Origin of the sequence: Aquabacterium lacunae (genome assembly GCF_004310865.1) — a bacterium.
GTDB lineage: Bacteria > Pseudomonadota > Gammaproteobacteria > Burkholderiales > Burkholderiaceae_C > Aquabacterium > Aquabacterium lacunae.
The window spans coordinates 1-20,519 of record NZ_SIXI01000008.1 but is presented as its reverse complement, the minus strand read 5'-3'; the positions used below and the strand labels follow the sequence as shown (position 1 = coordinate 20,519).

Annotated in this window: 21 protein-coding genes; 13 read left to right on the top strand and 8 right to left on the bottom strand. The window is 67.9% G+C overall.

The window, feature by feature from the left end; all coding sequences use genetic code 11:
- Nucleotides 1-20: 20 nt before the first annotated feature.
- Entirely contained in the window at nucleotides 21-254 is a 234-nt protein-coding gene (locus EYS42_RS15665) for an ATP-binding protein (protein ID WP_130969144.1), read from the bottom strand.
- Nucleotides 251-733: a HugZ family pyridoxamine 5'-phosphate oxidase gene (locus EYS42_RS15660; protein ID WP_130969143.1), complete on the bottom strand. Its 483-nt coding sequence runs from the start codon at nucleotides 731-733 to the stop codon at nucleotides 251-253. The genes EYS42_RS15665 and EYS42_RS15660 overlap by 4 nt, the downstream gene beginning before the upstream one ends.
- 147 nt (nucleotides 734-880) lie before the next feature.
- On the opposite strand from EYS42_RS15660, the gene EYS42_RS15655 reads away from it, so the two are divergent.
- Both EYS42_RS15655 and EYS42_RS15650 read left to right on the top strand, forming a co-directional pair.
- On the top strand, nucleotides 881-1,489 hold the full coding sequence (locus tag EYS42_RS15655) for a PEP-CTERM sorting domain-containing protein (protein WP_130969142.1): 609 nt from the start codon (nucleotides 881-883) through the stop codon (nucleotides 1,487-1,489).
- A gap of 74 nt (nucleotides 1,490-1,563) precedes the next feature.
- Nucleotides 1,564-1,767, top strand: coding sequence for a DUF1289 domain-containing protein (locus EYS42_RS15650; protein ID WP_130969141.1), 204 nt, complete (start codon nucleotides 1,564-1,566; stop codon nucleotides 1,765-1,767).
- Nucleotides 1,768-1,813: 46 nt separating this feature from the next.
- On the opposite strand, the gene EYS42_RS15645 is transcribed toward EYS42_RS15650, so the two are convergent.
- Nucleotides 1,814-2,689, bottom strand: a complete 876-nt coding sequence (locus EYS42_RS15645) for an alpha/beta hydrolase family protein (protein ID WP_130969140.1) — start codon at nucleotides 2,687-2,689, stop codon at nucleotides 1,814-1,816.
- A gap of 169 nt (nucleotides 2,690-2,858) precedes the next feature.
- On the opposite strand from EYS42_RS15645, the gene EYS42_RS15640 reads away from it, so the two are divergent.
- Together EYS42_RS15640 and EYS42_RS15635 are read left to right on the top strand one after the other, a co-directional pair.
- A complete protein-coding gene (locus EYS42_RS15640) occupies nucleotides 2,859-3,854 on the top strand; it encodes a class I SAM-dependent methyltransferase (protein ID WP_130969139.1) in 996 nt (331 codons plus the stop codon).
- 181 nt (nucleotides 3,855-4,035) lie between these two features.
- Entirely contained in the window at nucleotides 4,036-4,548 is a 513-nt protein-coding gene (locus EYS42_RS15635) for a hypothetical protein (protein ID WP_130969138.1), read from the top strand.
- Nucleotides 4,549-4,598: 50 nt separating this feature from the next.
- Here EYS42_RS15635 and EYS42_RS15630 read toward each other — a convergent pair whose 3' ends face one another.
- On the bottom strand, nucleotides 4,599-5,117 hold the full coding sequence (locus tag EYS42_RS15630) for a flavodoxin family protein (protein ID WP_130969137.1): 519 nt from the start codon (nucleotides 5,115-5,117) through the stop codon (nucleotides 4,599-4,601).
- Nucleotides 5,118-5,176: 59 nt separating this feature from the next.
- On the opposite strand from EYS42_RS15630, the gene EYS42_RS15625 reads away from it, so the two are divergent.
- Complete coding sequence (locus tag EYS42_RS15625) at nucleotides 5,177-5,440, top strand: metal/formaldehyde-sensitive transcriptional repressor (RefSeq protein ID WP_130969136.1); 264 nt, start codon at nucleotides 5,177-5,179, stop codon at nucleotides 5,438-5,440.
- Nucleotides 5,441-5,477: 37 nt separating this feature from the next.
- On the top strand, nucleotides 5,478-6,596 hold the full coding sequence (locus tag EYS42_RS15620; protein ID WP_130969241.1) for an S-(hydroxymethyl)glutathione dehydrogenase/class III alcohol dehydrogenase: 1,119 nt from the start codon (nucleotides 5,478-5,480) through the stop codon (nucleotides 6,594-6,596).
- 25 nt (nucleotides 6,597-6,621) lie between these two features.
- Here the strand turns inward: EYS42_RS15620 and fdhD are convergent, their stop codons facing one another.
- Together fdhD and EYS42_RS15610 are read right to left on the bottom strand one after the other, a co-directional pair.
- Entirely contained in the window at nucleotides 6,622-7,446 is an 825-nt protein-coding gene (gene fdhD, locus EYS42_RS15615) for a formate dehydrogenase accessory sulfurtransferase FdhD (RefSeq protein ID WP_130969135.1), read from the bottom strand.
- 2 nt (nucleotides 7,447-7,448) lie between these two features.
- On the bottom strand, nucleotides 7,449-9,767 hold the full coding sequence (locus tag EYS42_RS15610) for an FdhF/YdeP family oxidoreductase (RefSeq protein WP_130969134.1): 2,319 nt from the start codon (nucleotides 9,765-9,767) through the stop codon (nucleotides 7,449-7,451).
- A gap of 114 nt (nucleotides 9,768-9,881) precedes the next feature.
- Here EYS42_RS15610 and EYS42_RS15605 point away from each other — a divergent pair, with 114 nt between their 5' ends.
- The 5 genes from EYS42_RS15605 to EYS42_RS15585 all read left to right on the top strand — a co-directional run bounded on the left by EYS42_RS15605 (nucleotide 9,882) and on the right by EYS42_RS15585 (nucleotide 14,794).
- Nucleotides 9,882-10,475: an HPP family protein gene (locus tag EYS42_RS15605; RefSeq protein WP_130969133.1), complete on the top strand. Its 594-nt coding sequence runs from the start codon at nucleotides 9,882-9,884 to the stop codon at nucleotides 10,473-10,475.
- Between the two features lie 99 nt (nucleotides 10,476-10,574).
- Nucleotides 10,575-12,836 carry an ExeM/NucH family extracellular endonuclease gene (locus EYS42_RS15600; protein WP_130969132.1) on the top strand — a complete coding sequence of 754 codons (2,262 nt, stop codon included), beginning with the start codon at nucleotides 10,575-10,577 and terminating at the stop codon, nucleotides 12,834-12,836.
- A gap of 14 nt (nucleotides 12,837-12,850) precedes the next feature.
- The gene (locus EYS42_RS15595) at nucleotides 12,851-13,396 is read left to right on the top strand and encodes a hypothetical protein (protein ID WP_130969131.1); all 546 of its coding nucleotides are present in this window, start codon (nucleotides 12,851-12,853) and stop codon (nucleotides 13,394-13,396) included.
- A 10-nt stretch (nucleotides 13,397-13,406) separates the two neighbouring features.
- On the top strand, nucleotides 13,407-14,168 hold the full coding sequence (locus EYS42_RS17365) for a PEP-CTERM sorting domain-containing protein (RefSeq protein WP_130969130.1): 762 nt from the start codon (nucleotides 13,407-13,409) through the stop codon (nucleotides 14,166-14,168).
- A gap of 35 nt (nucleotides 14,169-14,203) precedes the next feature.
- Nucleotides 14,204-14,794 carry a PEP-CTERM sorting domain-containing protein gene (locus tag EYS42_RS15585; RefSeq protein ID WP_130969129.1) on the top strand — a complete coding sequence of 197 codons (591 nt, stop codon included), beginning with the start codon at nucleotides 14,204-14,206 and terminating at the stop codon, nucleotides 14,792-14,794.
- 16 nt (nucleotides 14,795-14,810) lie between these two features.
- Here EYS42_RS15585 and EYS42_RS15580 read toward each other — a convergent pair whose 3' ends face one another.
- Nucleotides 14,811-16,802, bottom strand: a complete 1,992-nt coding sequence (locus EYS42_RS15580; protein ID WP_130969128.1) for a KAP family P-loop NTPase fold protein — start codon at nucleotides 16,800-16,802, stop codon at nucleotides 14,811-14,813.
- 75 nt (nucleotides 16,803-16,877) lie between these two features.
- Here EYS42_RS15580 and EYS42_RS15575 point away from each other — a divergent pair, with 75 nt between their 5' ends.
- Entirely contained in the window at nucleotides 16,878-18,083 is a 1,206-nt protein-coding gene (locus EYS42_RS15575) for an aminotransferase class I/II-fold pyridoxal phosphate-dependent enzyme (RefSeq protein WP_130969127.1), read from the top strand.
- Nucleotides 18,076-19,461, top strand: a complete 1,386-nt coding sequence (locus EYS42_RS15570) for a TAXI family TRAP transporter solute-binding subunit (protein ID WP_130969126.1) — start codon at nucleotides 18,076-18,078, stop codon at nucleotides 19,459-19,461. Before EYS42_RS15575 ends, EYS42_RS15570 begins: the two co-directional genes overlap by 8 nt.
- A gap of 6 nt (nucleotides 19,462-19,467) precedes the next feature.
- On the opposite strand, the gene EYS42_RS15565 is transcribed toward EYS42_RS15570, so the two are convergent.
- Nucleotides 19,468-20,388, bottom strand: coding sequence for a hypothetical protein (locus EYS42_RS15565; RefSeq protein ID WP_130969125.1), 921 nt, complete (start codon nucleotides 20,386-20,388; stop codon nucleotides 19,468-19,470).
- Nucleotides 20,389-20,519 lie beyond the last annotated feature (131 nt).

The following is a 20,519-nucleotide window of genomic DNA, read 5'->3' as shown; positions in this document are numbered from 1 at the left end:
CGCCGGACCTGCCTCGCCGGTCAGCCGTTGCTGCCTGCGGTGCGCACCATGGCAATGGCCTCGAACGGGCACACCACGACACACCGCGCACAGCCCGTGCAGTGCCCTGGGTCATGCAAGGCGGACACCTTGGGCCCCCAGCCCTTGGGGTGCACGGCCTCCAGCCACAACACCTTGGGCGGGCAAGCCGCCACACAGCGACCGCAGCCAGTGCAGCGGTCGGGATCGACCGCGGGCAGGGCCTTGGGGCTCACGGCGCGTTGGCCATCAGCAGCCGCCAGGCCGCGCCGGTCAGGGCATGGGCCTGACCAAAACCCGCCACGAAACGCACCTGCGTGGGCTCGACCAGAAACAGGCTGAAATCACCGAAACCGAACAGGGGCTCGCTGTCAGGGAAACGCGTCTGGTAGAGCGCACGCGCCTGGGCGTGGTCGGCATGGTCTGTGGGGCATGGCTGGGCCAGACCCTGCAGGCTGATGCGCGGCAGGGCCAGCGGGGTGGGCGAGGTGTCTTGCGGCGCCGTCACCAGCAGGGCCACCTGAGGCTCGGTCTGCATGTCGGCGGTGTGGGTGGCCAGCTGGCTGACGTGGATCACCAGGCGGCCGTCGGGCATCAGGGCATAGGGCACCATCGAGGCCGCGGGCACGCCGCCGTGCAGGGTGGCCAGGGCGGCCACAGGCTGGCGTTGCAACACGGTGTGCAGCATGGCGCGGGTGTCGTCGGGCAAGGGCATGGTGCGGGCCTCCTGGGTGCATTGTGAACTGGGTCAGCCGGCTCATGGCTCGTCACGCGTGCGTCTTGCAAGGACCCCACCATGCAGGGGCCTTGAAGCCTCCACGATGTGGCGCATCATGGCGCCATTCAACAATTCAGGGCTCTCATGAACACCTCTCAACGTTGCACCTCGCTGGCGCTGGCTTTCCTCGCGCTGACCTGCGGCACGGCCGCCCATGCCACCGACCTGGCCGACGGCCTGCAACTGTCTTGCGACAGCACCCTGACCGTGCTGGACGGCACCGACCTGTCGTTGCGCTGCGCGGGCAACCTGTCACTGCAAGGCGTGCTGAACGACGTGCGACTGAGCCGGTCGGGCTCGATCAGCCTGGAAGCTGGAAATGACCTCAGCCTGTCGGGCCTGTCACTGACGGCCACTTCGGTGCACATGACGGCCACCGGCCGCTTGGAGCTCGCCTCTGACGTGAAGATCTTCAGCCCCGCCGGCACGGTGGTGCTGGACGCTTCCAGCCCGGGCACCGGCAACCCGCCGCCCCGGGTGTCAGGAGGCCAGGTGACACTGCGCGACCCCGCAGACTCGGGCGGTCTGCCGGGCGACCTCATCGTGCAAGCGGGCCGTGACGTGAGCCTGGGCGGCTCCCTTGGCGTGACCACGGCCGTGCCTGAGCCCACCACGGGCCTGATGGGCCTGATGGGCGCGGCACTGGTCTGGCGCTTGGCGCGCCGCCGCCGCAGCGTGGGCCTGGGGGCCTGAGTCACCCGGCCAGAACCCCCACGCCCTGGCAGGGCTTGTGACGCGGCCAGGGCGGTGCGCTACAGTGCCGCCCCATGTCAACCTACCCCGCCCCCACCGGCCAGGTGCCCAGCCCCTGCCGCAGCCTGTGCAAGCTCGATGACGAGCGGTTCTGCATCGGCTGTGGCCGCCATGTGGACGACATCCGCGCCTGGCGCACCATGACCGACGCCGAGCGCCTGGCCTGTGTGGCCCGTGCCGCCGAGAAAAAAAGGCGGCTCGAAAGCCGCCCCAACTGAACCAAAGAACACGGGCCTCACACCCGACAAAGGCTTTCGCCCCTGTTCAGAATCCTTCGACGATGAAGCGCGAGAACTCGCCTTCGCTGATGCCGCCCTTGACCAGCGGGTCGTAGCGCATGTCATCGTCCAGGAAACGCTTGAGCCACGACACCGTGGCCTTGTTCATCGTGTTGAGCTGCGCCTTGCTGGCCAGGAAGGTGGCGCACAGGTGGCTGGCACCCCGCACCTCGATCTCGGCGCGCGGCAGCGTGACCGGCAGGCTGGCGTAGAAGGGGTCAGAGTGCGTCTTGTTGGGCGCAATGGTGTCCTTTTCGCACGCCACGATCAGCATGGGCACCTGCACCTGGGCAAAGCTCTTGGTGGTGTGCCAGGGCTGAAGGGCCACAGCCGCCTTCAGGCTGGGGTCGGCCTGGGCGGCACTCAAGGTGGCCCCACCGCCCATCGAATTGCCGATCACGGCACGGCGCGAGGTGTCGGCCACCGAGGCGTAGGGAGCCTGGCCTTGCTGCGCCAGGCTGACCACATGCTTCAGGCCGGCCGCCAGCTGGGTGGCGCGTGCGTCGGGGAAATCACCCCGGGCCAGGCTGTCGAGGTTGGCCACCACAAAGCCGTGCGACGCGATCTTCTTGACCAGGCCGTCGTAGACCAGCTGGAATGCCTGGAAGCCTGGCATCAGGGCCACCACGCCGAAGGTCTCGCCCTGGGACTTGGGGTAATGCACGGTGGCACCGCCATAACCCTGGGCCTTGGCGTCGGTGGCCGAAATCTTGAACGAGGCCACCTCGTAGGGGCCGGCCACATTGAGCGCAGCCGCCGTGGGGGCCGGGCCGCGTTCGTACCCGGCGGCCAGGGCAGGAAAGGCGGCGCCCAGCGAGGCCACCAGGGCCAGGGCGGTGAACAGGCGGCGGGCAGTGCGCATGGGTGTCTCCAGTGAGGTGCCACGAGGGGCAATTTTGTTTGCTGCATGTTAAACACCCGACACTTTCCCGGCATTGCCCGAAACGCCCACCGGCTTGACCGAAGCGCCCCGGACTTTCCCGGGGCAGCGACAATGCGCCTTTCGTGCCCACCACCTGCCTGGCGCCCAAATGCCTGTGCCCCTGCCCGTGCCCCTCCAGCCCCTGCTCGACGCCATTGCGGCCCTTGACCACGTGCCCACCGAGGCCTGCCGCCTGTTCCATGGCCGCGGCGGGCGTTTCGCGGGCAGCGAGCACTGGACGCTCGACGCCTACCCACCGGTGTTCCTGCTCACCAGCTTCGCCCCGGTGCCCGAGGACGAGGTGGCGCAGGTGCAGCAGGCCCTGAGCCAGCGTTGGGCCGCCATCGCCCCGGGCCAGCCCTTGAACCTGGTGTTCCAGCACCGCAGCGATGTGCGCGCCGACACCCAGGTGCTGTGCGGCCACGTGCCCGAGCCCCATGTGGTCGAAGAAGCCGGCGCCCGCTTCAAGGTGCACCTGCCGCGGGGCTTCAACCATGGCCTGTTCCTGGACATGGCCGAAGGCCGCCGCTGGGTGCGCGAAGCCATGGCTGCGCAGCCCGGGGGCCGCGTGCTGAACCTGTTTGCCTACACCTGTGCGTTTTCGGTGGCGGCCTTGCAGGGCGGCGCGCACCAGGTGGTGAACGTGGACATGGCCAGCGGCGCGCTGAACATCGGCAAGCAGAACCACCAGCTCAATGGCCTGACCCACGGCGCCAGCTTTTTGCCCCACGACATATTCAGCAGCTGGGGCAAGATCACCCGCAGCGGGCCTTACCAGCTGCTGATTGCCGACCCGCCCAGCTACCAGAAGGGCAGTTTCGTGGCCGAGAAAGACTATGCCCGCCTCATGCGGCGCCTGGCCGACCTGGTGGTGCCCGGTGGCCATGCCCTGCTGTGCCTGAATTCACCCAAGCTGGGCCCTGGGTTTCTGCAAGATCTGATGGCGGAACACGCGCCCGGCTTCACCTTCGTGCAACGCCTGGGCAACCCAGCCAGCTTTGCCGACATTTCCGCTGAACGTGCATTGAAAGTGATGCTTTACCAGCGAACCGAGTTCTTCTCGCAAGAACCTGCGGGCACCAGAGAGGCCGAACCGGCCCTGTGAAGGGGGCCTGAAGCCATCGAGGCAGCTCTCCAGCATAGGCGCATTCGGCCCCCTTGTGGGGCCTCGTTGCAAAGAAACCCCGAAGCCAGGGTTGACCCCGCATTTCTCCCACCACAAGCGGCGTTCTTTTCAGCATGATGGGCATCAGTGAGTGACCCTTGCAGCACCGGAGGAAGACGCCATGAACTGGTTGGACAACGTCTCTTCAGACAGTGAGCACCGGATCGCACCTGCCTGCCTGTTCTCAGGGCACTGGCAGTTCCGGCCTCACCCTTACGCCGAGCTGCAAACGTGCCGCATCGTGATGGATGTGGCCGAACCCCGCGTCGTGGCCGCGCAATGGCTCGAACACGGGGTGCCGCAAGACCTCGACAGCGGCCAGCTCGAAGACCTGACGCGCGAGCTCGTGCAAGGTGAAGTGCATCACCAGCCCACCCGCTGGGGCCTGAAGGAGTGCACCATGCTGCCGACCTGGGCCCGGCCCAGCTTCAGCGAGGACCAGATCGAAGAGCTCGAACGCATCGAGGGCTACCTGATCGATGCCGAGAGCGACGAATCGGTCGAGACCGTGCTGGCCGTGCGCGACGAGTTCCTCAAGGGCATCGGCATGACCCACCGCGACATGTACCGCGCGGTGCGCCAGCCCCAGCATGGCCTGAGCAACCGCAAAGGCGGCCGCGGCCTGGCGAACTGAGGGTGTGGGCTGCGCCCCGGGGCGCGGTGCTGAGGCGCGCACTCCAGCGCTCAGAACACACCCAGCGCCAGCCCGGTGGCCAGCGATTCGCCCAGCGCTTCGCAGGCCATCAGCGCGTCGTCGTCCAGCACCTTCGGGGCCGCGATGGCCTCGGGGGTTTGTGCGTGCGTGCACACCACCAGCGGCTCGGCCACCACGCGCAGGCGCCAGCCCGTGGCAATGCGCTGCAACTGACGCACGGCGTTCTGTCCATCGCTGCCCGCGCACACCATGAAAGCGCAAGGGCGCCCATTCACCTGGTCGAGCACCGGGTAGTAACTGCGGTCGAAGAAATCCTTCAACGCGCCGCTGATGGCGGCCAGGTTTTCGGGCGTGGCGAACACCAGGCCGTCGGCGGCCAGCACATCGGCGGGGCCGGCCTCGGCCGCCGTTTTGAGCACCACCTGCACCGTGCCCTCGGCCTGCGCGCCGCGCACGGCGGCCTCGACCATCTGGCGCGTGCCACCGGTCATGGAGTGGTAGACGAAGAGCAGGGTGCGGGTTGGGGCGAGGTCGGCGGTCAAAGGCATGGCGGGATTGTCGGCTGTGAAAGGGGTGCGTATACTCCCCCCCACTATGGTTGATGCCCATGCCCCATTCACCCGCTGACAAAAAGAAGGCCCTGACCCGCGTGCGCCGCATCAAGGGCCAGGCCGAGGCACTGGAACGCGCGCTCGAAAGCGGCGCCGACTGCGCCCCGGTGCTGCAGCAACTGGCCGCCTTGCGCGGTGCGGTCAATGGCCTGATGGCCGAGGTGATGGATTCGCACATCCGCGAGCAACTGGCCGAAGCCGGGCCGCCCGAGCAGCTGGCCCAAGACCTGACCACCCTGGTGCGCACCTACCTGCGCTGACCCCCACCCTTCCCTGACACCGGAGCCCCACCCCATGATCAAGTCCCGTGCCGCCGTGGCCTTCGCCGCTGGCCAGCCCCTGCAGGTCGTTGAAATCGACGTGGCCCCGCCGCAAAAGGGCGAGGTGCTGGTGCGCATCACGCACACCGGCGTGTGCCACACCGACGCCTTCACCTTGAGCGGTGACGACCCCGAAGGCCTGTTCCCCGTGGTGCTGGGCCACGAAGGCGCCGGCATCGTGGTGCAGGTGGGCGAGGGCGTGACCAGCGTCAAGCCGGGCGACCACGTCATCCCCCTGTACACGGCCGAATGCGGCGAATGCCTGTTCTGCAAGAGCGGCAAGACCAACCTGTGCGTGTCGGTGCGTGCCACCCAAGGCAAGGGCGTGATGCCCGACGGCACCACCCGCTTCTCGTACAACGGCCAGCCCATCTACCACTACATGGGCTGCAGCACCTTCAGCGAGTACACCGTGGTGGCCGAGGTGTCGCTGGCCAAGGTCAACCCCGACGCCAACCCCGAGCAGGTGTGTCTGCTGGGCTGCGGTGTGACCACCGGTCTGGGCGCGGTCAAGAACACCGCCAAGGTGCAGAAGGGCGATTCGGTGGCCGTGTTCGGCCTGGGTGGCATCGGCCTGGCCGTGGTGCATGGCGCACAGAAGGCCGGCGCCGGCCGCATCATCGCGGTCGACACCAACCCCGACAAGTTCGAGCTGGCCCGCCTGTTCGGCGCCACCGACTGCGTGAACCCGAAAGATTTCGACAAGCCCATCCAGCAGGTCATCGTCGAGATGACGGGCTGGGGTGTCGACCATTCCTTCGAGTGCATCGGCAACACCCAGGTCATGCGTGCGGCGCTGGAATGCGCGCACCGCGGCTGGGGCCAGTCGGTCATCATCGGCGTGGCCGGTGCCGGCCAGGAAATCTCCACCCGCCCCTTCCAGCTGGTGACGGGCCGCAAGTGGCTGGGCACGGCCTTTGGTGGCGTCAAGGGCCGCAGCGAACTGCCCGGCATGGTGGAAGACGCCATGAAGGGCGAGATCAACCTGGCCCCGTTCGTGACCCACACCATGGGCCTGCAGGCCATCAACCACGCCTTCGACCTGATGCACGAAGGCAAGTCGATCCGCTCGGTGGTGAATTACGCCGAGGTGTGAGCCAGGGCTGGACAGGCCGCCAGCCTCAGGCGTACGCCACGGCTGAACCTGGTCGGCAAAAGCCCATCAGCTGCAGGCCGCTGTGGTGGGCCAGTTGCACCGCCAGGGCCGTGGGCGCCGACACCGCGGCCAGGGCGGGCAGGCCGGCCCGCGCGCACTTGCTGACCATCTCGTAGCTGGCCCGGCTGCTGACCAGCACGAAACCTTCGCGGTGCGGCACGGCAGGCTGGGGGTGCTGCAGGGCCAGGGCCCCGATCAGCTTGTCGAGCGCGTTGTGGCGCCCCACGTCTTCACGGGCCCACAGCACCTGGCCCTCAGGGCTGCACCAGGCCGCGGCATGGCAGCCGCCACTGCGGGCCTGCAAGGGCTGCCAGTCAGGCAGGGCGCGTACGGCGCGTTGCACGGCCTCGGTGTTGAGCCGCGGGATGATCTGGGTGGCATTGGGCTGGGCAGCCCGTGGCCACGCCTGCCGAAAGGCCTGCAGGCTGTCGATGCCGCACAGACCGCATCCGCTGCGGCCTTCCAGCTGGCGTCGCCGTGATTTGATCTGCTCGAAGGCACGGGGCGAGACCTCCAGCTGCACGCTGTGGCCCAGGCCATCAGGGGCGGCTTCGACCTCCACGCCGCGCAGCGCGTCCAGGCTGTCGATCAGGCCTTCTGACAGGGCAAAGCCCACGGCCAGCTCGTCGAGCTGCCACGGGGTGGCCATCATCACCACGTGCGACAGGCCGTTGAACACCAGGGCCACGGGCTGTTCGTCGATCAGCCAGTCATCGGCCTGCTGGCAAGCGCCCTGGGTGTGGCGCTGCACGAGCGCAGGGCTCAGCCCCGGCGGCGCAAGCACTGCCATGCTCACGCCTCCTGCGCGGGCCGCAAGGTCACGGGCACCGATTTCGACGTGGGCGTGCGGGCGCCGATGGCATGGCTGCTCAAGGGCACCAGGCCGTTGGTCTCCGGGTAGTAGGCGGCCACGCAGCCCGTGGGGATGTCGTAATCGACCAGCTTGAAACCCGGCGCCACACGCTCGGTGGTGTCGCCTGCGGCGCAGCCCACCAGGTCCACCCAGGCGCCTTCGGCCAGCCCCAGGGCCTGACGGTCGGCCGCGTTCACGAACACCACACGGCGCTGGCCGAACACGCCGCGGTAGCGGTCGTCCAGGCCATACACGGTGGTGTTGTACTGGTCGTGGGCACGCACCGTGGTCAGGGCGAACACGCGCTCGGGCTGGTGGCCGGCTTGCCGGGCCTGATCCCGCGCCTCGTGCACCGCCGTGTCCTGCGGGATGGCGTGCACCGCAAACTGAGCCTTGCCGCTGGGCGTGGCCCACACCCGCTCGCTGGCCGTGTTGCGCAGCCGAAAACCGCCAGGGTGGTGCACCTTCTCGTTGAAGCCCTGGAAGGCGTCGAACACCCGCTCGATGTGGTCGCGGATGCGGTCGTAGTCCTCGACCAGCCAGCGCCAGGGCACGCGGCTGTGGGGCAAGGTGGCCTCGGCCAGACGCGCCACGATCATGGGCTCGGACAGCAGGTGCGGCGAGGCTGGCTCGTTGATGCCGGCCGACAGGTGCACCGTGCTCATGGAGTCTTCCACGCTCACGTGCTGCGGGCCGGTGGCCTGCTGGTCGATCTCGGTGCGGCCCAGGCAGGGCAGCACCAGGGCCTCGCGGCCATGCACGGTGTGGCTGCGGTTGAACTTGGTGGCCACGTGCACGGTCAGGGCGCAGCGCTGCAGCGCGGCCCAGGTGGCGGGCGTGTCGGGCGTGGCCGCCGCGAAGTTGCCGCCCATGCCGAAGAACACATGGGCGCGCCCGTCGCGCATGGCCTCGATGGCGCCGATGGTGTCGAAGCCCTCATGGCGCGGGGGCGCAAAGCCGTACACCCGCTCCAGCCGGTCGAGGAAGGCGGTGGTGGGCTTTTCGTCGATGCCCATGGTGCGGTCACCCTGCACATTGCTGTGGCCACGCACCGGGCACAGGCCCGCACCAGGCCGGCCCACCATGCCGCGCATCAGCAGCAGGTTGGCGATCATCTGCACCGCGCCCACACCGTGGCGGTGCTGCGTGATGCCCATGCCCCAGCAGGCGATCACGCCTTGCGCACGGGCGATCACTTCGGCCGCATGGTGCAACTGGGCCTGGCTCAGGCCCGATTCACGCTCGATCAATGGCCAAGGCTCGGCCAGCAGGTCGGCTTTCAGGGCCTGGAAGCCCTGGGTGTGCGTGGCAATGAAAGCGTCGTCGAGCACCGGTGCGCGCCCCTCGGCACGCGCCTGCACATCGAGCGTGAGCAGGTGCTTCATCAGGCCCTTGAGGGCCGCGATGTCACCGCCCACCTGCGGCTGGAAGTAGTCGGACGTGATGGCCGTGGCACCACCGCCGAGCATCTCCACCGGGCTTTGCGGGTCGGCAAAACGCTCCAGGCCCCGCTCGCGCAGCGGGTTGAAGCTCAGGATGCGGGCGCCCCGTTTGGCGGCAGCGCGCAATTCGCCCAGCATGCGCGGGTGGTTGGTGCCCGGGTTCTGGCCGAAGATCAGGATGCAGTCGGCATGCTCGAAATCTTCCAGCGTGACCGTGCCCTTGCCCACGCCCACACTCGCCTTCAGGCCCATGCCACTGGGCTCGTGGCACATGTTCGAGCAGTCGGGGAAGTTGTTGGTGCCGAACTCGCGCACGAACAGCTGGTACAGAAAGGCCGCCTCGTTGCTGGTGCGCCCCGAGGTGTAGAACACGGCCTCGTCGGGAGAGGCCAAGGCCCGCAGGTGGCGTGCCACGGTGGCGAAGGCCTCGTCCCAGGTGATGCGTTCGTAGCGGTCGGTGGCCGGGCGGTACACCAGGGGCTCGGTCAGGCGGCCCATGGCTTCGAGGTCGTGGTCAGGCCAGGTGCGCAAGGCGCTCACGGTGTGCTGGCCGATCAGCTCGGGGGTGGCCCGGTCGGCCGTGGCCTCGGCCGCCACCGCCTTCACGCCGTTTTCGCAAAACTCGAAACTGCTGGTGTGCTGGCGGTCGGGCCAGGCGCAGCCGGGGCAGTCGAAGCCATCGGGCTGGTTGGCCGACAGCAGAGTGCGGGCGCCCTTGGCCGCGATGCGGTGCTGCAGCAGCTGGCGCGCCACGCTGCGCAAGGCGCCCCAACCGCCTGCAGGGCCCTTGTAGAACTCGATCTTGGCTTGGCTCATGGATGCACTTTAGGCGGCGTGTCAGCCCGTGGCAACCCAGAGACCCTCTGTGCGCAGTGACCCTGCGGCCTGAAAGTTGCATGGCATGGGCCAGCCCCTCGCTGAGCCCACACCATGCACAAACACAGTCCCCGAGGGCTGAGCCTGCCGTTTCGGCGCGGGCCGCAGCCCACCCTGCCGCCTTCGGTGGCACAGGCCCTTCAAAAACCCCTGCTGCGCCTGGCCTGGTGCGTGCTGGGTGCCGCCATGGGCCTGGCACTGGCGCTGTGGCTGGTCGGGCCACGGGTTCACCCCTTTTTGCTGGCGTCACTCGGTGGCTCGGCGGTCTTCCTGTTTGGGCTGACACGGGCGCCTGCGGCCCAGCCGCGCGCACTGCTGGGCGGGCACCTGGGCGGCGCTGCTGCAGGCATCGCCTGCGGTCTGTGGCTGGGTGATACCGTGCTGGCGTACAGCGTGGCCGTGGGCCTGACCCTGGGCTGGATGCTGCTGACCCGCACCGTGCACCCGCCGGCCGGCGCCACACCCCTGGTGATGGTGCATGCCCAGGTGGGCTGGGGGGCGCTGTGGTCACCGGTGCTGCTGGGGGTGCTGGCCCTGGTCGGCGTGGTGATGGTGTGGAGCCGCCTGTACCCCCGCCTGGTGCACTACCCGGTGCAGGCCCTGGCCCCTTCGCCGCCCACCTTGAACTGGGGCGGGTGGTCCGACTGACACCCCCCTGACACCGGCCTGACACGGTTCTGACAAGGCGGCTTCACACAAGGGGCTGAGCATGGGGCATCGCCGTTTCTCGGCACCCAGGCCCCTGTCATGCCCAATCATCGCGAACGCACGGAACGCTTCCTTCAACTCACTCTGACCCTGGCGGTGCCCTGCGCGCTGGCCCTGTGCTGGCACAAGGCCCACGCGCAGACCCCGCCTGCAGGCAGCCTCACCCCGATCCACCAGATCCAGGGCCCCGGCAGCACCAGCCCCCTGGTCGGGCAGACGGTCACCACCGAGGGCGTGGTCACCCGCCTGAACAACAACGGCTTTTACCTGCAAGCGCTGGTGGGCGATGGCGACGAGGCCACGTCCGATGGCATGTTCGTGTTCACCAGCACGGCCCCGAGCGTGAGCCCAGGCCAGTGGCTGCGCCTGAGCGGCCGGGTCACCGAGTTCAACACCGGCGCCGCCAGCAACGCCCTCACGCTGGCCCACACCGTCACGCAACTGACCTCGCCCACTGGCGTCACGGTGCTGGGCAGCGGGTACAGCATCGCGCCCACACCGATCAGCCTGCCCCTGACCGGTGGCCTGGAGCGGGTGGAAGGCATGCTGGTCACGCTGGCCGGCCCGCTGACCATCAACCAGAACTACTTCCAGGCCCGTTACGGCCAGCTCACGCTGTCGGCCGGTGGCCGCCTGGAAACGCCCACCAACCGCCACCGCCCCGGCACACCCGAGGCGGTGAGCATGGCCCAGCAAAACGCCGCGCGCCGCATCGTGCTGGACGATGGCAGCACCGCCCAGAACGTGAACCCCACGCCCTACACGGGCCCGCAGGGCATTGCCCGTGCCGGTGACCTGCTGGGCGCCATCACCGGGGTGATCGACTATGGCCTGGCCACCGCGTCGAACACCGGTCTGGCCGACTACCGCATCATCCCCACGGTGCCGGTCACGCACGTGTCGGGCAACCCGCGCCCCACCCTGGCCCCGGCCGTGGGTGGCAACGTGAAGGTGGGCAGCATGAACGTGCTGAACTACTTCACCACCTTCACCAATGGCCAGACCGCCGATGGCAAAACCGGCCAGGGCTGCACGCTGGGCACCAGCACCAGCGCCTCCAATTGCCGTGGCGCAAACAACCTGACCGAATTCCAGCGCCAGCAGGCCAAGATCGTGGCCGCGCTGAGCACACTCGATGCCGACGCCGTGGGCCTGATGGAGATCCAGAACAACGGCAACACCGCCGTGCAGACCCTGGTGAACGCGCTCAATGCCCAGGTGGGTGCAGGCACGTACGCCAGCATTGCGCTGCCGGCGCAAGGCACGGGCACCGACGCCATCCGCCTGGCCATCATCTACAAGCCGGCCCGCCTGAGCCCCAAGGGCGCGCCCTTGAGCGACACCCACGCCATCAACAACCGCCCCACGCTGGGCCAGGCCTTCACCACGCCCAACGGCATGGGCTTCAGCCTGGTGGTGAACCACCTGAAGTCGAAGGGCTGCTCGGGCGCCAGCGGGCTGGATGCCGACCAGGGCGACGGCCAGGGCTGCTTCAACGACACCCGCGTGCAGCAAGCCCAGCAACTGCGCAATTTCGTGGCCCAGCTGCAGCAGCAAAGCGGCAGCCCGGATGTGCTGCTGGTGGGTGACTTCAATGCCTACGCGCAGGAAGACCCGATCCACACGCTCACCAGCAACGGCCTGGTCGACCTGGTGGGCCGCTTCAACAGCTTCGGCTATTCCTACGTGTTCGATGGCGCCGCCGGCCGGCTGGACCACGCGCTGGCCACGGCCACGCTGGCCAGCAAGGTGAGCGGCACCCGCGAATGGCACATCAACGCCGACGAAGGCCTGGCCCACGACTACAACCTCGAGTTCAAGCAACCGGCCTGTGCCACCTGCGCACCCGACCCCTACCAGCCGCACATGTACAAGTCGTCTGACCACGACCCGGTGCTGGTGGGCCTGAACCTGTACCCCAGTGTGCTGACCGCCTCGGGCACCATCTTCTCGGGCACGGCCCAGGATGACCTGATCACCGTGGGCGCTGGCCGCCGCACGCTGCAAGGCGGCGCCGGTGCCGACCAGTTCGTGTTCACCAGCGCCTACAGCGGTGGCGCCACGATCGCCGACTTCCGCCCGGGCACCGACCTGCTCAATCTGACCGCCGTGCTGCGCGCCATGGGCGTGCAGAGCGACACCCCGTGGGCCACCGGCCACCTGCAGTGCCGCGCCTCGGGTGCGTCGGATGCCCTGGTGCTGGCCGACCCCGATGCCCAGGGCCCCGCCGCCGCGCGCGCCCTGATCCTGCTGCAGGGCGTGCCTTGCGCCCAACTGGACAACCGCAGCTTCGTCCGCTGACCTTAGGTTTCACCATGACCCACTTGATCCGCCGCACCCTGGGCGTGGCCCTTGGCCTGACCCTGAGCCTGTGCAGCCTGCATGCTTCGGCCGCCAGCTTCACGTTCTCGGGCGTGACCGATTCGGGCCCCCTGGCCGGCGCCACCTTCTCGGGGCAGTTCAGCCATGCCGACAGCCCCGATGGCCTGCCGCTGGACGGCGACCTGCCCCTGAGCAGCTTCAGCCTGAGCTTCAACGGCCAGACCTACACCCTGGCCCCCGACAGCCTGGCCGCCTACGCACAGGGCCAGTTCCTGGGCCTGGTGCATGCCGACACCACCAGCACCGACACGGCGCTGCGCCCGCACGTGGCCCTGGTGCCCGGCTTCACCGATTTGTCTGAAGCGCATTTCTTCTACACGGGCGCGCAAGGCGACACCGGCTTTGGCAGCTACACGGTCACGGCCATCACACCCGTGCCCGAACCCACCTTGCCTGTGCTGGCCCTGTGTGGCGTGGGCGTGGCCGCCCTGGCTGCACGCCGCCGCGCAGCCCCTGTTCTGATGACCCCCACCGTTTGAGGCAACCACCATGTCCCGCACCCTTGCACCCCTCCTGACGGCCACGCTGATGGCACTGACCGCCACCCAGGCCCACGCCCAGGTCGGCACCGGCATCGACTACACCGAGAACTTCGACACCCTGGCCGCCCCGGGCGCCACCGGCACGGCACTGCCTGCAGGCTGGGCCTTGGTCGAAACCGGCACCTCGGCCAACACCAGCTATGGCGTGGGCACCGGCAGCAGCAACACCGGCAACAGCTACAGCTTTGGTGCGACCGGCAGCACCGACCGCGCCCTGGGCAGCCTGCAGTCGGGCGCGGTGAACGCCGTGTTCGGCGTGGAGCTGACCAACGTCAGCATCGGCATGGACAAGCTCGTGGGGCTGAACATCTCGTACACCGGCGAGCAATGGCGACTGGGCAACACCGGCCGCAGCGACCGCCTCGACTTCCAGTACAGCCTGGACGCCACCTCGCTGCAAACCGGCACCTGGGTCGACGTGGATGCGCTCGATTTCAGGTCGGTGGTGACCGCCGGCGCAGTGGGCGCCTTGAATGGCAATGCCGTCAACGCCCTCATCAGCGGCAGCATCACGGGCTTGAACGTGATGCCCGCCGGCAAGCTGTGGCTGCGCTGGCAAGACTTCAACGCCACCGGTGCCGACGATGGCCTGGCCATCGACAACCTGCGCGTGAGCTCGGTGGTGGCTGCCGTGCCCGAGCCCGAAACCTGGGCGCTGGTGCTGGCCGGTGTGGGTGTGGCCGCCGTGGCGCGGCGCCGCAAGGGCTGACACAGGGCTGAAACCAGGGGCGCAATGCCCCTGGTTTGCACTGGCGCAAACCCCGATGGCAAGGGTTTCTTAAGCTGAATGGGCACACCCCGCCCGCCGACAGCTTCAATGCCATCGTGTCGGGCCGCTTCACCTTGAGCTTCGACCCGTCAATGCGGGTGGTGGCCGCGGGCTGGTACGGTGAATTCGGCGCCAACCCCAGCCTGCCCGCCCCCACGGGTGATCTGGCGCTGGCCGACATCAGCACGTTGCAACTGCAGGCCAATGCAGCCATGCAGCACGCGTCGATCACGGTGGACCAGGCGGCCGGCCTGGCCGTGTTCGAGTTCGAGTTCGACTGGGGCCCTGCGGGCATGGTGCCCAGCCTGAACGTGGACAGCAACGGCCACACCAACATTGCAGCGCTGCTGCTGGAAGCCCCGGCACAGCCCATGGCCGACGCCGTGACGGTGCTGGGCAGCCCCGCGCAAACAGCCGCACTGGGCACAGAAAGCAGCACCTACATGCTGTGCACCTCGGGCTACTGCGGCGTGAACCCGGTGCCCGAGCCACAGGTGTGGGCCATGGTGATGGCCAGCCTGGGGGTGATCGGGTGGCGGGTGAGGGGGCGGGGGAAGGCGGCTTGAGCGCTGCACCCGCGTTTCACTCTTGCCTGCACGAACCTGATTGCCTCAAGTGCTCACCGACAGCTTGCCGTACTGCTGCCTTCCTTGATGCACCCTGGCTCGTTGAAACACACCACTCACTGATCTGCTTTTCAAATCGCTCAAGCACTTTTCCATGGCTGGTTGTAGGCAAGTACTCGCGCATCCACGCGACGAACTCAGCCTGGCTCAACTCCAAGGTGATTTGCTCGAGTGCGACCACTGCCGTGCTGTCAATGACATACATGCCGAAGATTCTCTTTGACTGATCACGTAGCCACCTCTCGCGAACCTCCTTCAAAGCAGCCAAATCAAATGCGGCAGCCTTGGCCCGAGAGAACAACATCTCCAGCGAGTCTTCCGAGCACAAATCAACCAGCGCAGTCCATGTGTCCTTCAACTCATCGTCTTTCAATGCCTTGATCCACTGGGTGAGGAATTCATCAGGCTGGTGGATGCGGGCCATCAGCGCGCGTGCGTCATCCACCTTCTGGCGCCGCACACAGGCGCCACACATCACCTTGAATGCCTTCTGTGCGCTGGCTTGGTCATCGGCAAACCGTTGCTGGATGTGCTCGATCGCCACATCAACCCGGTTCCACAGAGTCGATCGGGTGAATGCGTCCTCGTCTTGCGTGGCGTCCAGCAACTCCTTCGTGGTGAGGGTCTGCTCGGTGTCACTGTGCTGCCACCAGCTCAACCAGTTGCCACGCTCTTCCAGGCCGCGCCCGGTGACTTCGCGAGGCGTTTCGCCGGTGCCCTGAGACAACAGCCCGATCAGGAACACTGCAGCCGAATGACTGGCCACCGGCAAGCTGCTCAGCACCAACACCGGCTTCTTCTGCTCACCAGAACGGTTCACAGATTGGGTCCACGAGGCGTAGGTCATGCCGAACTCTCGGATCGCTTCAGGGTGCTTCAGCGCCAGGGCTTCCACCACGAGCAGATCGCGAAGGTCGATCTGCAGCCCCAGTTTACGAACCGCAAGCTGGAAGCGCACCAGCAAGCGCTCGACATCACGGGGTGACTTCATCAGCCCCGAGGTGACTCGCAGCGCCCGCTGCCAGACTGCGTGTTGCAGTTGCGACTCTTGCACTGGCAGCGCGTGCACCGTGTTCAACACGCTCTGCACCTTGGTCGACAAGGCCTCATCGAACACGCTGGGCAACGGCGCCGGCACCACCACCTCATAGTTCACGATCTTTTCCAGATAGGCCCGGCCGTTGTCGATCTTGAGGTGCTGTTCCAGCGCATTGGCCACCACCGCTTCGTCGTAGGCCATCAGGTGGACCACATTCGGGAAGTTCGCCACGGCCTTGATGGCCTGGATCACCTCGCACACCTCGACCGGCGGCATGCGGTCCAGGTCGTCGTAGGCGATCACGACCTTGAAGTTCACGCCCTGCAACTTCTTTGTGAGATCTTCCTTAAGGTCGTGCAGCGACTCGCGATCGGGCTGCTTGTCGACCTCGGGCTCTGGCTTGCTGTCGTCCTTTTCGTCGTCTTCCTCTGCCGCAGGCGCCGCCAGCTTGATCAGGGCGGCCACCTGGGGTGACACGGCCTCCACCCAGTCGATGTGCCCACGGGCCTTGCCCAGCAGGCTTCGGAACTTGAGCACCTGATCACCAATGCCCTGAGCGGTTTCCAAAGCACCGTTGAACTTCTTGAACTGCGCGGCTACCTGCCCACCCAGGAACTGCTTGCCGATCTCGTCGAGCACCTGCTCGACCACCTGGTTGCTGCCACTGAACATCCAGGGGTTCACGTCGATCCACACCCAGTGCTGGCCCGCGGCCGTGTGCCCCTCAGCCAAGCGCTGCTTGAGCGCCTGCAGCACCCAGGTTTTGCCGCTGCCCCAGTGGCCCTGCAGCCCCAGCACAGCGCCTGAGGTCACGTCCAGCACCTCCAGCACGTCGTGGCAGTGCTGAACGAAGTTCGCACGCGACAGCAGGTCGGGTTCAAGGCGTGGGGAAGGCGTGGGGGCAGACAAGAATCACTCCTGAATTTTGGGCACACTGCGGTGCTGCCATTGTCTCTGCCCGGATGCCCCTTGATGTCTTCGCCCATGCCCGCTTCGCTTCGCGCCCAACAGATCGCGCCCTTCCTGGCCATGGAGTTCGGCAAGCGCGCGGCTGCGCTGGAAGCCCAGGGCCACCGCGTGATCAAGCTGAACCTGGGCGAGCCTGATTTCGGGGCGCCACCCGCGGTGCGCGCCGAGCTGGCCCGCGTGGCCCAGCACGAAGCCCTGCCCTACACCGGCGCCCTGGGCCTGCCCGCACTGCGCGAGGCGATTGCCGGCTTTTATGCCCACGCCCACGGCCTGCACATCGCGCCCGAGCGCGTGGTGGTCACGGCCGGTGCGTCGGCCGCGCTGCTGCTGGTCACGGCGGCCCTGGTGAACCCGGGCGACGAGGTGCTGGTGGGTGACCCGTCTTACCCCTGCAACCGGCAGTTCCTGGCGGGCTTCGGGGCCGAGGTGCGGCTGGTGCCCACCACCGCCAACAGCCGCTTCCAGCTGGACCTGGCTGCGGTGCAGCGCCACTGGAGTGCCCGCACCCGCGGCCTGATGATCGCCACGCCGTCGAACCCCACGGGCACCTCGGTGCCCCCGGCCGAGCTGACGGCGCTGTGCCAGTGGGCCGAGGCGCGCGGGGCCTGGCGCATCGTCGACGAGATCTACCTGAACCTGTCCGACCCGCAGCCCGATGGCTCGGCCACGCCCAGCATCCTGGCCACTGATCCGGGCGCCTGCGTCATCAACAGCTTCTCGAAGTACTTCGGCATGACCGGCTGGCGCCTGGGTTGGGCCGTGGTGCCCGAAGCCCTGGTGCCCGCCATGGAGCGCCTGGCGCAAAACTACTTCATCTGCGCCAGCACCCCAGCGCAAATGGCCGCGCGGGCCTGCTTCACGCCCGACAGCCTGGCCGTGTGCGAAGCGCGCAAGCAGGAGTTTGCCGAGCGCCGCGCCCTGGTGCTGCAAGGCCTGGCCGACATCGGCCTGCCCGTGCCCGTGCGGCCAGATGGCGCCTTCTACGCCTACATCGACGTCAGCCCCACGGGGCTGAGCGCCATGCAGTTTTGCGAGCAGGCCCTGCAACAGGCCCACGTGGCCCTGACCCCGGGGGTGGATTTCGGGCCCAGCAGCGGCGGGCAGCATGTGCGCCTGTCGTGCGCGGCCTCAAAACAAGACCTGGCCGAAGGGCTGGCGCGGCTGGGTCGCTTTGTGAGCCCGCTGCTGGCCCGCCATGCTGCAGGAGCCCACCATGGCTGATCAACCCCGCGTCACCGCGCAAGCCCTGCGCGCCCTGCTCGAAGACCTGCGCGACCTGCTGGCATCGGCCGGGCCCGTGCTGCTGCTGGTGGCCGCCCTGGTGGCGGGTGCTTACTGGTGGCTCGACCCCCAGCCCCCGCGCACCGTGACCCTGGCCACGGGCCCGGCGGGCAGCGCCTATGCCGAGTTCGGCCAGCGCTATGCCAAGGCCCTGGCCCAAGAGGGCATCAAGGTGCAGTTGCTGACCACCGAAGGCACGGTGGGCAACCTGCAGGCCCTGCGTGACGGCACGGCCGATGTGGCCTTCGTGCGCGGTGGCAGTGACGACACCAGCGCCGATGCCAATGCCGGCATCACCTCGCTGGGTGCGCTGTTTTACGAACCGCTGTGGGTGTTCTACCGCCCAGCAGCGCTGGTGCCGGCAGGCAAGGCCCCCAAAGCAGCCAAGGCACCACCGCCGCCTCCCTTGAGCGCACTGGGCCAGCTGCAAGGCCTGCGCGTGAACGTGGACCAGTCGGGCAGCGGCGTGCCCGATCTGGTGCGGCGCCTGCTGCAGGCCAATGGCCTGGACCTGGCCGCGGTGCAGGCGCGCGAACTGCCGCCTGAAGAAGCCGCCCACGCCCTGCAGGCCGGCGAGCTCGATGCCCTGGTGCTGGTGACAGCGCCCGAATCGCCCGTGGTGCAGTGGCTGCTGCGACAGCCTGGCATTGCCCTGGCCGACCTGCCGCATGCCGACGCGCTGTCGCGCCGCTTCCCGTTTTTGCAGACCGTGAGCCTGCCGCGCGGCATGGTTGACCTGGCCGGCGACCTGCCCCCGCAAGACATCGGCCTGCTGGCCGCCACCACCGCCTTGCTGACCCGAGACGAGACCCACCCCGCGCTGCGCCAGCTGTTTGCCCAAGCCGCACAGAAACTGCACGGCGGGGCTGGCTGGTTCAATGGCGCGCGAGATTTTCCGAACACCCGCACCAGCGAACTGCCCGTGAGCCCCGAAGGCGACCGCGCCATCAACGGCACGCCGCCCTTCTGGCAGCGTTACCTGCCGTTTTGGGCCAGTAACCTGCTGGAGCGCATGTGGCTGGTCATCGGTGGTTTGATCGTGCTGCTGCTGCCTTTGTCACGCGTGCTGCCGCCGCTGTACACCTACCGCGTGCGCCAGCGCGTGTTCAGGTGGTACGCCCGCCTGCGCGCCGTGGAGGCCCGCATGGACGAAGGCCAGGCCCCCCGCGACGAACTGCTCAACGAGCTGGACGAACTCGACCGCGTGGCCAGCCAGATCACGGTGCCGCTGGCGCATGCCGATGAGCTGTATGCGCTGCGCAGCAACATCGAGAAGACGAGAAGGCGGTTGTTGACGCGCAGCCAGGCACTGGCCTGAGTCGCTTCAGCCTTCGATGCCTGCACCGCGGACCTGACGGGCCAACAGTTCCCGAGGCCACAACACCTGGGCCAGTCGCTCGGCACCTCGGGCCAAGTGGTAGCGGTAGGTGTTGAAGGGCAGGCCCAGGTCGGCCGCCACGGCCTCCTGCTTGGCACCTGGCACCAGCCAGGTCGCCTGCAAAGCGCGGTGGAACTTCAGGTCGGCGGGATGGGTGCCCAACGCTTGCACCCCCTCGGTGAGCAACTGGCGCAAAACGGCACATTCCCCGTGGGGCTGGGCAGACTCGACCGCTTGCTGGACCAGCGCGCTGTGGCACAGAGGGTTGGTGACCAGGGCTTCATCGCGTTGGCACTGACGCAAGGCCTCACGGACCGCCTGGGTGAAGTCGTCTCTGCCGAGGGGTGGTGCCTGTCCAGGCAGTGGCACCGGCGCTGCCGGGCGCCACTGGGGCCCGATCGGCTCGCGCACGCAGTCGCGCACAAAGGCACCGTGGTGCTGGCCGTCCATGACGTCGTCGAGCGCCGGACAGCGGTGCGCCCAGTTGAGCCGGGTCATGGCACCGTACAGCGGCGCCATGGCGTCGGTGTTGTGGTGCAGGGCCAGGTTCCAATCGGCACGGGGGTGGGTGAGGGTGCGCTGGGTCAGCCACATGCCTGACAACGTGACCGTGGGCAGCGGCAACGCGTCCCCATGTGCGTCAACCATGAGGCGGCAACACCACACACTGCCACCCGGCAGAGGCTCACGCTGCTGCTGCACATGCGTCCACAGGCGAGCCACCGCGGGGTCACCAGCTCGGGCTTGCGGCGAGGCCTCCGCCAGCTCGAGCATCAGTACGACGCCCACCAGGCGTCCATCGCGATGCCTGACCACACGGAAGTCGCCAGGACGGTGATGCAACCAGTGCATCACGACCGCGTCCATGCCCTGGCCTGTTGAATCACGAGCAAAACTGAGCCAGGCGTCACGTCCAAAACTGAGCCACTAGGTTGACGAAGAAGCGGACTGCTCGGATGTGGATAAGTCTACTGTCTGGTCGGCTCCTTTGGGTGTTT